Origin of the sequence: Paraburkholderia sp. EG304 (genome assembly GCF_046543485.1) — a bacterium.
Classification (GTDB): Bacteria; Pseudomonadota; Gammaproteobacteria; order Burkholderiales; family Burkholderiaceae; genus Paraburkholderia; species Paraburkholderia youngii.
In genome coordinates, this window is record NZ_JBKGUA010000103.1 from 1 (window position 1) to 10,519 (window position 10,519).

Annotated in this window: 7 protein-coding genes and 4 pseudogenes; 4 read left to right on the forward strand and 7 right to left on the reverse strand. The window is 53.9% G+C overall.

Annotated features, from left to right (window positions below):
* A pseudogene (locus ACLFKU_RS40970) lies at positions 1–420 on the forward strand (IS4 family transposase); the annotation flags it as partial.
* An 89-nt stretch (positions 421–509) separates the two neighbouring features.
* On the opposite strand, the pseudogene ACLFKU_RS40975 reads toward ACLFKU_RS40970, so the two are convergent.
* Positions 510–1,864, reverse strand: a pseudogene (locus ACLFKU_RS40975) (IS3 family transposase); the annotation flags it as partial.
* A 59-nt stretch (positions 1,865–1,923) separates the two neighbouring features.
* On the opposite strand from ACLFKU_RS40975, the gene ACLFKU_RS40980 reads away from it, so the two are divergent.
* Both ACLFKU_RS40980 and ACLFKU_RS40985 read left to right on the forward strand, forming a co-directional pair.
* Positions 1,924–2,397 (forward strand): transposase, encoded by a 474-nt coding sequence (locus ACLFKU_RS40980; RefSeq protein ID WP_410853017.1) that lies wholly within the window; start codon positions 1,924–1,926, stop codon positions 2,395–2,397.
* Positions 2,301–2,591, forward strand: a pseudogene (locus ACLFKU_RS40985) (integrase core domain-containing protein); the annotation flags it as partial. The gene ACLFKU_RS40980 and the pseudogene ACLFKU_RS40985, both read left to right, overlap by 97 nt.
* A gap of 144 nt (positions 2,592–2,735) precedes the next feature.
* Here the strand turns inward: ACLFKU_RS40985 and ACLFKU_RS40990 are convergent.
* The 4 genes from ACLFKU_RS40990 to ACLFKU_RS41005 all read right to left on the reverse strand — a co-directional run bounded on the left by ACLFKU_RS40990 (position 2,736) and on the right by ACLFKU_RS41005 (position 7,987).
* Entirely contained in the window at positions 2,736–3,494 is a 759-nt protein-coding gene (locus ACLFKU_RS40990; protein ID WP_410853018.1) for a GntR family transcriptional regulator, read from the reverse strand.
* A gap of 555 nt (positions 3,495–4,049) precedes the next feature.
* Positions 4,050–4,898, reverse strand: a complete 849-nt coding sequence (locus tag ACLFKU_RS40995; RefSeq protein WP_410853019.1) for an Asp/Glu/hydantoin racemase — start codon at positions 4,896–4,898, stop codon at positions 4,050–4,052.
* 213 nt (positions 4,899–5,111) lie between these two features.
* Positions 5,112–6,020, reverse strand: a complete 909-nt coding sequence (locus tag ACLFKU_RS41000) for a DMT family transporter (RefSeq protein WP_410853020.1) — start codon at positions 6,018–6,020, stop codon at positions 5,112–5,114.
* A 341-nt stretch (positions 6,021–6,361) separates the two neighbouring features.
* Positions 6,362–7,987: a pyridoxal-phosphate dependent enzyme gene (locus tag ACLFKU_RS41005; protein ID WP_410853021.1), complete on the reverse strand. Its 1,626-nt coding sequence runs from the start codon at positions 7,985–7,987 to the stop codon at positions 6,362–6,364.
* 101 nt (positions 7,988–8,088) lie between these two features.
* On the opposite strand from ACLFKU_RS41005, the pseudogene ACLFKU_RS41010 reads away from it, so the two are divergent.
* Positions 8,089–8,693: pseudogene (locus ACLFKU_RS41010) on the forward strand (IS630 family transposase); the annotation flags it as partial.
* Here ACLFKU_RS41010 and ACLFKU_RS41015 read toward each other — a convergent pair.
* Together ACLFKU_RS41015 and ACLFKU_RS41020 are read right to left on the reverse strand one after the other, a co-directional pair.
* Complete coding sequence (locus ACLFKU_RS41015; protein WP_410853022.1) at positions 8,675–9,610, reverse strand: GHMP kinase; 936 nt, start codon at positions 9,608–9,610, stop codon at positions 8,675–8,677. The pseudogene ACLFKU_RS41010 and the gene ACLFKU_RS41015 overlap by 19 nt on opposite strands.
* 616 nt (positions 9,611–10,226) lie before the next feature.
* A partial coding sequence (locus tag ACLFKU_RS41020) for a transposase domain-containing protein (RefSeq protein WP_410853023.1) occupies positions 10,227–10,519 on the reverse strand: 293 nt, incomplete at its 5' end.

Consider the following 10,519-nt stretch of genomic DNA (forward strand, 5'->3'; position numbering starts at 1 on the left):
GAGCTCAAGCGCCATATCAATCCCACGCGCGTACCGATTGAGGAAAAGGAAAGCTGGCGATGGCTGGAGAATATGCGCCAGTCGACCGAGCTTCTCGACGATCCTGTGCGTTGCATTCACATCGGCGATCGGGAAAGCGACATTTACGAGCTTTTTTGCACCGCATACGATCTTTGCACCCACTTCCTTGTGCGTACCTGCGTTGACAGGCTCGCAGGAGACGGTCAGTACACGATCTCCAAAGCCATGCAGCAGGTTCAGGACAAGGGGCTCCACCGCGTCGAGCTTCGCGACGCGAAAGGCCGTCCGATAACCGCGACGCTCGAACTGCGCTACCAGCCTATGACTGTTCTGCCACCCATCGGCAAGCAGAACCGTTACCCTGCGCTACAGCGTAAGCGTGTCTTCATTACCGTGTAGATTTCGTCGTTGAGTTTGGCTACTTTGGTGCCCACCAATGTGGACTGCCCCCCAGAAGTTGGACGGTTAGATGGCTGCGCCTGACCGAATTGAGTCCGATATTTTACGGGGCTCATGCCCTGCAGTTTTAGCTTGATACGGTCATGGTTGTAGTACCGGATATAGTCCTTTATGCCGACCTCCAGCTCGTCAAGATTATCAAATTTGTTGAGATAAAAGAACTCCGCTTTGAGGGTGCCGAAGAAGCTCTCCATGGCGGCATTGTCATAGCAGTTGCCCTTGCGTGACATGCTTTGTGTGATCGAACGGTTCTCAAGAAGGCGACGGTACACCGCCATCTGATATTGCCAGCCCTGGTCGGAATGTAAGATTGGCTTGTCGCTCTGTTTGAGCCGACCAAATGCCTTTTTTAGCATAGTGCCTACCACGTCAAGCAAAGGACGCCGGGCCATCTGGTACGCAACGATCTCACCATTGTAAAGGTCGAGCACTGGGGAGAGATAGAGCTTCTCCCCACGAACGTTGAATTCGGTCACGTCTGTGACCCACTTCTGGTTCGGCGATTCTGCGTCGAACTTGCGTTCGAGAACATTTGGCGCAATTTTTCCCACTTCGCCCTTGTAGGCGCGATATTTCTTGATCCGCACGCAGGACTTCAGTCGCAGATCACCCATGAGACGCTGGATCGTCTTGTGGTTGACGGCGAGGCCCTCTTGCCGAATCGTAGCGGTGATGCGACGGTAGCCATATCGTCCTTTATGCCTGTCGAAGATTGTCTTGATCCGGGCCTTGAGGTCAGCATACTTGTCGGCCGCCTGCAGCGCCTTCTGTTGATAATAGAAAGTGCTGCGCGCCAAGCCTGCTAGCTTGAGCAGACCGGCAAGAGGGTATTGGTGCCTTAGCTCGATCACGATTTGTGCTTTTTGCGCTGCGCTTGCTCCGCGGTCGTTTGAACCAAGGCATTGAGCTTTTTTAGATAGGCGTTCTCCATGCGGAGGTTGTCCAGTTCCTTTATCAATTCGTCGCGAGTGCGCCTAGCGTCACCCTTTGATGATCTCGGAGATTCTGTGGTCTGATGCTTTGTCATCTTCTTGCGGCGTGAGGAAGCGTGTGGTGACAAGGCCTCCAGTCCGCCCTGATCGTAGTTGCGCTCCCACGTAGCGATAATATTGAAGTTGCGAATATCAAACAGCGCGGCGGCCTGCCGATAGGAAAGGCCCTCGTCACGCATGCGTCGCAACACAGACAGCTTGAATTTTAAGCTATAGGTGGCCCGCGCCTTTTCCCTGACGCCTGCAGCACCATGCGAACGATAGCCTGCCACCCATTTGCGTAGCGACGTAACATCCACATCATGGCGGCGAGCAACGACTTTGAGCCCGGCCGTTCCCGAACAATAATTCTTGACGACCGCGAGCTTCGTCTCTTCCGAATACTTGCCCACAAGACTCCCTGCAGAAGTGTCCAACTTCTGGGGGTCAGTCCATTTCGAGGTGGACACCTATGGCTGACAAAGACTCAGAGTTAAGAGTCGTACGGCAGAGCCGTGATGTCCAGCGCACGGTGGTCGAGGCCGCGCTGCAACCCGGCGTTTCCGTCGCGCGCATGGCTCAGGAACACGGGATCAATGCCAATCTGCTACGTAAATCGATCACAAAATACCTGCTGGAGCGGGAGAAAGGCATCTCGCCTGCACCACAGGAGCCTGTTGCTGAGCATCACGAGACGGCGCCTGCGGCAGAAGTGATCGATGGCGTGGCCATCGACCTTCTGGGTCCGTGCAAGGCCGCATCACCCACGAGAACGTCATCTGCATTCGTCCCCGTCGTTTCGGTGCCGCCGGCGTTGCTCCCCGAAGGAAGCGCCTTGGCGAGAGCGCCTATCCGCGCAAGGCGTTCGCGAGCCTCGACGAGGCACGTGCCTGGACGCAGCAGTTTGTGCGTTGGTACAACCACGGGCACAAACACAGCGGCCTGAAATTCGTCACGCCGGCGCAGCGTCATAGCGGCGTTGCCGCCACAGTGTTGGCACAGCGGGAAGCCGTCTACGCGCAGGCCAAGGCCCGCAACCCGCAGCGTTGGTCTGGCTCGCCCCGCAATTGGGAATTGAAGGACGAAGTCTGGCTCACTCCAGAGCGCATGCCCCCGGCCGAGTTAAAGCAGTGCGCGTGAAGTGACATGACAACTACGTTGACAAACACCGAGATCGTCGGCCAGTATGGGTCTGGCCATTGCCTTTTCGCCGTCGAAACAACGATCAGGTTAACAGGAACGGCCAGAAGTAAACAGCCCCATTCATCATTTTGTTAAGGATTCTTATTCTTCTTTATCCATTTTCGAAATTCGCGTGCTGCCGAAACGAACTGTGCAAGCTAGCCGATCAAACGGTGATTCAATTATGCCGACAATTGACATAGTGGGACTGTCTGTTTTTAAGTTATAGAGTCGGCGCAGTGTTGGGTAGCCATTGGGAACCGAGAACACCTGCTGAGCTTCCTGCGAGGCCGGAGCCGCATCAACGACAAACGACATTTCGTTGACTGCGACCTTATGTCGCTTGAGAGCATCGATGATGAAGTGCTCTCCGAACTCGTCGACGATTTCGTCCGACATGTCGGTGGGAACGAATGAGGAATCGTACATGATAGGCACATCGTCGCCGTAAATCACCCTCCGAACACACAACAGCACTTGGTCCGGAGGATTGAAGACGCTTAAGGTTAAGTCCCTGATCCTTTCCTTTGTAAGCGAAACTAGCTGCACCTTTGGCTGAAAGCCGAGCGACCGTGCATTGTCTAAACCCGACATGCAAACATCCAATTCGCGGATGATGCGAAACCGATCTTTCACATATGTCCCTTTCCCGGGTATGGACGTCAGCAGACCAGCTGATTGGAGCTCGCGCAAGGCCCGCTTGACCGTGATGGAACTCACGCCGAACTCTTCGGCAAGTCGGGCGGTCGACGTTATCAAATCGCCGGGTTTATATATTCCCGTAGTAATACGTCTTGAAATCTCAGCGCGCACAATCTCGTGAAGAGTTGAACCGTTAGCTGTTGAAGCACTTTTATTCATCGGTATCCGAGTTTCTTAACTGCGCTTGTGGCAGATTCAGGCTACTGTCATATTTCGCGCCACCTTACTTCAAGGTAAACGCCAACGGGATCCCCGCAAAGCGGCCGAAAGCAACGACGACAAGCCCGTTTCAGACCATTGCTCGAACCCGACGGTTAGGTTATGCACGACGTCCCCCCTGTAGCAGCGGGTTGCCGCCGCGCAGCAAATCGCCGCGGGATCGCGTCCATCGAGCCTAGACGACCTCGCGCTCAGCGGCTCACCGGAGTGGGAACCGCCGCTGATTGCCCTTTGCGACTGCCACCGTGCCGTCATGCGGACGCTGCGGCACGTACCTGCGCCTCAATAATCCTTACGCGCATGACGCGATAGGCCCGGTTGACGTTGACCGGAGCTAGCCTTGGCTTTCCGACGCACTTGGCAACCTGTCCCAAGTAGGCAGGTTCCCGGCCCAGAAAGTGAGGCAAAGATGCACCGAGCTCTCCGACCGCCTCAGTGTCGTTGATTTCCCGTTCCGAGCGCCCGCCACGTCAAAATCGACTGACCGAACGAGCTTCACGGTCCCGTTGAAGCGCGCTCCGCCGGAACCTTTGCGGGCCTCGGCAACGACGCCTGAAAGAGCTGCCCCCACTCCGATTGAATGTCCTCGCATCCAGTTAGCCGCAAAGCGTGCCAGCATAACGCTTGGTTTGAAGATATGACCTTCTTACCAGTTTCACGCTCCAAGGAGCCGATTATGGCCGCTGCGCGCATTTGAGTGCACGCGACGATGACCGTATCAACCTCGGCGCTTCTTGCGGTAGCTCGCACCGCATTGGCTATGCTCGCGGGCGATATAAACGCGGCTTCATCGCTGACGAACCCGCTATCGTTGTGAAAGGTGCAGATCGATTTCACCTTGATTCCCTCAGCCTCGATACACTCTGCCATTTGGCTCGCAACTTTGCGTGGATATGGCGACACCAATCCAACGCTGTTCGAACCAAGCGACCTCAGCGCAGTCTTTATCCCAGTGAAGGGCTCCGTAACGAGCGAGTCGGGGTGAACCTCGCGGACGCGCCGCTCCAACTCACGTAGCCCGATCACCATTGCCGCAGACGTGCACCCTAGTGCAACGACGTCAGACGGGCGTATCGAATTTATTTGGCGAACCGCCGCATCGATTTTTTCCATCTGGCTCTTTAGCACTTCAGCGCTGACAGCCTGATTGCGTTGTCGAGAAGTCAAGATGCGACTTTCATAAAGAGCCACGCCAGGAATCTTCAGCATTGCGTGTGCTTCGTGCGAGAGAGTCTGATCGTTTGAAATGACGACCATGCCAATATGAGCACGGTTCCCGATACCAGCATCTACTTCATACGGGACGGCAAACCAGGAGTCACTTGGCGGAACTTCTCTTTCCATATTATCTCAACCTTGTCGAATCAGTTATACAAAGTACGGTGCAAATACAACCCGAGATCGCACTCACCACTTCCCTCGCATAGATATTCCGCTCTGCCCGACAGACTGGATATCGTCTTTGCCAAAGCCTCACTCTTTTAGACACACTCTTGCGTCCCGCTTTCCACACTCTATTCCTCGCTTCGGTGGTTCCACATACTTCGCGTATCGCAGTTATTCGACTGCTTCAGCCTGCCTTGCAGATAAGCACAGGTAAAGCGCAGTTCCGATAATTACGACAAATCCGATCGCAGTTCGTTTAGAAATTGTTTCACCCCAAATCATATACTCCAAAATAATTGCCCATACGACGCCGGAGTAGCCGAATGGAGCCACAAGTGACGCGGCAGCGTTTGCTAGTGCGACGGTAAGCAACAATTGGCCTGCGCCGGCAGTCAGTCCTATAAGCGCCATGTATCCAAAATCCTTCGCGTTGGGCGTCTCCCACGCGACGAGAAGTGAAACCCCGCTAAGAATTGTGGCAATGATCGTAAAATATAGAACGATTGCCGCCGGATCTTCGGTTGTCGAAAGCCTCTTAACCTGAATGATCGAACCCGCGCCAAATATCGCACTGAGCAAGACTAGACTCACTGCAGTCAATGACCCTTTAATTCCGGTAAGCGGCAATGACACGAGGACGACTCCGAAAAAACCAACTATCGAAGCTAATGCTGTTGAAAGATGAAAACGCTCGGACAGGAAAACCATGGCAAGTAGGCCGATGAACATCACTTCGGTGTACTGGAGCGCCACAGCAGTTGATAGCGGAAGGTTAGGTAACCCAGCGAAGAAAAGGACTCTCGCAGTCAGTGCGGTGACCGCTCTCGAGAAATGTCCAAAAAAGCGATGCAGCGTCATTTTATTTTCAAGAACACCGTGACGTCTTAACATGTAGGCAGCGGGAATCAATCCAAACAGCATCCGGAAGAAAGTTATTTCGTTTGGGGGATAGTGAGTCGAAATAAGCCGCGCGACCGCATCTACCAAAGAAAAGAGAAATGCCCCGCAGGACATAAACACAATCCCGCGCATAGCGGGCTTGTTTGGGAAGCGGGAAAGCTGGTTAAATTGCTCTAACATCTGCTAAGCCTTCTTCAATCCGTCGATGAGATGCAAAGTGCACGAAGCGTTTTTTATCGCTTTCTGTATCGGTTGCGTAGATTCTCGATCGGATCTTCACGTTGGCATAGGCACCTTTTGTCGAGACCACCGTCTGCGGCGCCATACCAAGCTGCGTACGTCGACAACATTCGTTCGCAGTGCACGCGACTTGGGCACGCCGCCGAAAAAATGCAGCACAATCAGGTGTCGTTTTCTCATATCATGTTGATCTTGGTTTTGCATCTCAGCCGGTCAAACGGGATTCTGCAACGCTAAAGAACGACAACGAATCAGATTAGAACTACGGTGCATCAGCGAAGTTACCTTAGTTTGTATTCGAGAATTTCTTGGCGTCCGGTCGGTCCGCAATAGTTAATACCCGTTTCGTGAAAACCCGAACTCAGATAGGTTCGCTTGGCTATAACGTTGCGTCGATTGACTGCGAGCATAAGACGATTAGCATGGCGTCGATTCGACAAAACCCAATCAGCCATCAATCGAGACGCCGCCTTACCATATCCATTGCCCTGATATGATTCGCCAATCCGGAAGCTATGCACAGTAATAGCATCTGACGGCGCCCAGTCCGGCAAGGCCGCCTTTTCACGCAGGACAAAGAAGCCAACGATCTTATCTCCGACCGCAACCGAGCAGGGGTACTCATCCTCATCAAGAGAACTAGTTTGAAGCTCAAGGAACACTGTATACAACGGATCCACGAACTGTGTCTGCTCAGGCTTCAACTGAAGGTGGGAAACCGACGCGCGATCAAAGCGCGACAAGAATATCAGCCGTGCGTCTCGCGTTTCTCCGATAGGGGTGAGACTCTTGTTTTGTGCATTCAGATTCCGCCCGGTCGAGGCTGGGTCGGACACCTGTTGCGGAGATGCATGAAGAATCATGGGTGGCTCATGAATGAGGCTAGAAAGGACTTGATCAAGCGTTCGCCTGCGCCAAGCGTAGGTAGACCATACGGTCATCTCTTGGGTCGGCGTTTCTACAACCATGGGTTCGCGGGGCACCGATGCAGCCCATCCAGGTACGGACGAAAGCCAGTTCTCGTCATAGACCGTCTCGACGTAACGGTGGCCCTCATCGGGAAAAATCGCGACGACCTTTTTCCCGGGGTTTTTTCTTGACCACCAGTCGGCCACTTTGTATGCCGCACCGCTAGTCGGACCCATAAACAATCCGTGATGCCGGTGTAATCGATGAGTTGCGTGGAACACCTCGACAGGCGTTAGCCAGTGAATTTCGTCAAACTGGGTGTGATCTACATTGGATGGAACAAATGCACCGCCAAGGCCGCTGAGAGGTATCGGCTTTCCGCTGTGTTGCCCAAACAGGACAGAGTTCGGAGTATCAACACCGACCGCGTGCAACTCAGGAAACAGCGTCCGAAGAAACGTTGTCGTACCGCACATCGACCCGCCTGATCCAACAGGGCCAACTAAACAATCTATCTTTCCAACTCTTTGGATCAGTAGTTCCGCAAATTTTCCGTACGACAACGGATTATCCGTATTGGAGTACTGTGAGGGCCAATAGCAGCCAGGGATCTCCTTTAGATATTTGGCGAGTCTGTTTAACCGCGCCTGCTGAAGTCCGCCGATGCGCGCTGGCCTGTCCACAATTTCGACCTGCACCCCCAACTCGAGAAGTCTTTTATGAAGATGCCGGTCGAGCGCCCAGTCACTCACGAGTATTAACTTGTATCCATACTGTACGGCAAGCATGCCCAAGGCAAGACCAAAAGTGCCGGATGACGACTCGCAGATAGTGGCCCCGGGCCTTAACAAGCCTTGTTCCGAAGCCCGCTCCAGCATAAATCGCGCCGGTAGGAGCTTCATGAGGAAGAAGCTGGCGCCATACAAATCGTCAGTCAGTCTGACGATTCGAGGATTCTCAAAATCCTCTAAATTTCGCATTTGAATGCGATCAAACATTAGGTTCTCCATCAACTAGTGTTCTGTTGTTAACTCGATCTCTGCGCGCGTAGCGTTGATCCCATCAAGGGAACGGGATGCGTCGCATGCCCATGGGAGGACTGGCCCAACTGATCCACAAAACCTTACATACGAACCGGCGGACGGTGCCACGCGCACTGGAGCGTGCCCCCGATCGGCGTGGAAACAGCTACATCACCGACGAATGTGCACCGTTACTTCAAGCTGTTGGGTTTGTAACCGCATCGCAGCGAAAGCTTCAACCTCTTGACCGATTAGTTCTCCATCGAGAAATTGCGCGATGTGGGTGGTCTGTAACTGATCCCACGGGAGACGCCTAGTCCCGTGAGTGGACGAGAACAGCCAGTGTCAGGCGCTCGAATGATCCCAACCCATGCCGCCAATGAGTTTTCGGCTGCGCCGAATCCGTCACGCACGACTATGTTCCGTCATAGCTCCACTACATTGTTCGTCACGCTTAATGTCCTCAACGGGACCGTACTTGCCATCTGCAGCCACGTCATAGACACCTAGAATTCCTGTCGCTCCTGTGCGAAATCGATAAGGCCGTACCGGCCGAACTCGACGTGCGCTGCATCGTCGACAACGACAGTAGTCGCAAGCATCCGAAGGTCAACACGTGGCTGGCACCTCGCCCCCCAACTTGCACATGCATTTCATTCCTTCCTACATTTCATGGCTTAGTTGAGCGTGTACGCTACACTGCTCAAAGCCTGAACGCCTTAGATCACGCATAGCCAACTCTATATGATCTGCGTTTCGATCGTCCGCTGGGTCGAACATCAAACCAACGACTGTTCCACTGTGGGCAACTTGGACACCAATCGCGCCGTGCCGGACACCGATTTCTTCGATGCGGTCCAAGTGGGGCTTTCGCAAGAATCTTTGGTTGATTCGGGCGCTCGCCGTAGCCACGCGGCCCAGCAAGTTGAGATTGGACGTGTTAATCGCGTGGCGCAGGAGAGCCAGCAGCGAACGAAAGGTTTCAATCTCCACGTGGCTATACTCGGCCGGCTTAAATGTGAGGGTGTTGACGGGCTCCGCTGCCGCTGCATCGATGCTAATGAAGTCAACATTGGGCAGTGAGTTTGTGAAGGCTTCAATTACAAGCCCCTCGCGTTGTGCAAAGAGCACGGCGTTCTGGGAAAACAGCGTGGAATCACATGCCATCTCGGCGTTCACGGCAATCTGCATTACACGGTCAATTGAGGTTTGGACGTTCAAGCAGTCCAGCACGGCTAAGATAGTGGCCACAACGTCAGCAGTCGATGATCCCATACCGCGCCCGACGGCGATATTGCTATTAATTGTCACATGTCCGCCGGCTACTGTTTGCGCGAAGGTATTGAGCGTAAGCTCGGCAGCCCGTCTTGCCTTTTCGCAACGTCGTGGACTAACAGAAACCTGCATTTCGCCATCGACTAAAAATCTCGCTTTTGACGTTAGGTTAGGACAAGGCAGCGAAACTAAGCCACGACGCAGGCGACCTCCGTCGCTTTCGAAAACTCCCTGCAAAAGCTCACCGTGATGTCCAATCGCTTCACCAAATCCTTCTCTACTGTGCATAAACGAACCTATCAGTGCGGGCTTCAGGTTTTTCACGAGCGACGAGCGGGTGTTTCACAACTCGGCCGCGGTGAGAACCGCGCCTACGTTAGCCAACCGCATCATAGCTGTAGCCGCTGTTGGGAACGGATATATCGCCATCGTGTCCGGAATTTCGAAAACTTCATTAGGTAGCTCCCGCAGAATTCATCATTTGCCGCAATACTTCCCGGTCGGGTGGTAGTGATAGCAAAGGCCAGCGCGGGCAGCAGGCGTTCGTACTATCAAGGATTTATTTTCCTCGCAACCGGCAGCGATCGCGAGGTAGGTTATAGCGAGATCCATGCCTACTGGCTTGAAGTCCGGCAGTACACCAGCCGGGACAGACTGGGGTGATATTTGTCTGCCTAGACCGACAATTAACGCCAACAATTCCGCCATATTTTGTCGTTGTTTCGACAAGCTTACGTACGCGCCTCGGTGGCACAGAGGTATTGACTCTACTAATGAGACAGCCCTGAATAATGTTGGAAGGATTATGCAGAAATGCGGTGAGGGCGAAACGGCGTCGTTGGTGGATTTGCAGGAGGTAGGCATATTGCTGCAACTGGACTTTCCCCTGCATCCTTCGTAAGCGTGGCCCCAGCGACGTCTTGACTGGAGACTGAGATCTTTAGGCCGTGGTGCGGAGTTGATCGGCGACGACCCACGGTGCGAGTTCATCGATGCGGTTGATCGCATGCTCGGCGATGCGCGCGAGCACGAAGCGCAGATACGCCTCTGGATCGATGGCGTTGAGTTTTGCGGTGCCAATGAGGCTGTAGATCGCGGCGGCACGTTCGCCGCCGGAGTCTGCCCCAGCGAACAGATAGTTGCGTCGACCGATGGCTACCCCGCGTAGCGCGCGCTCGACTGGCAGGTTATCGATTTCGAGCTGGCCATCATCGCAATAGCGTGTGAGCGCTT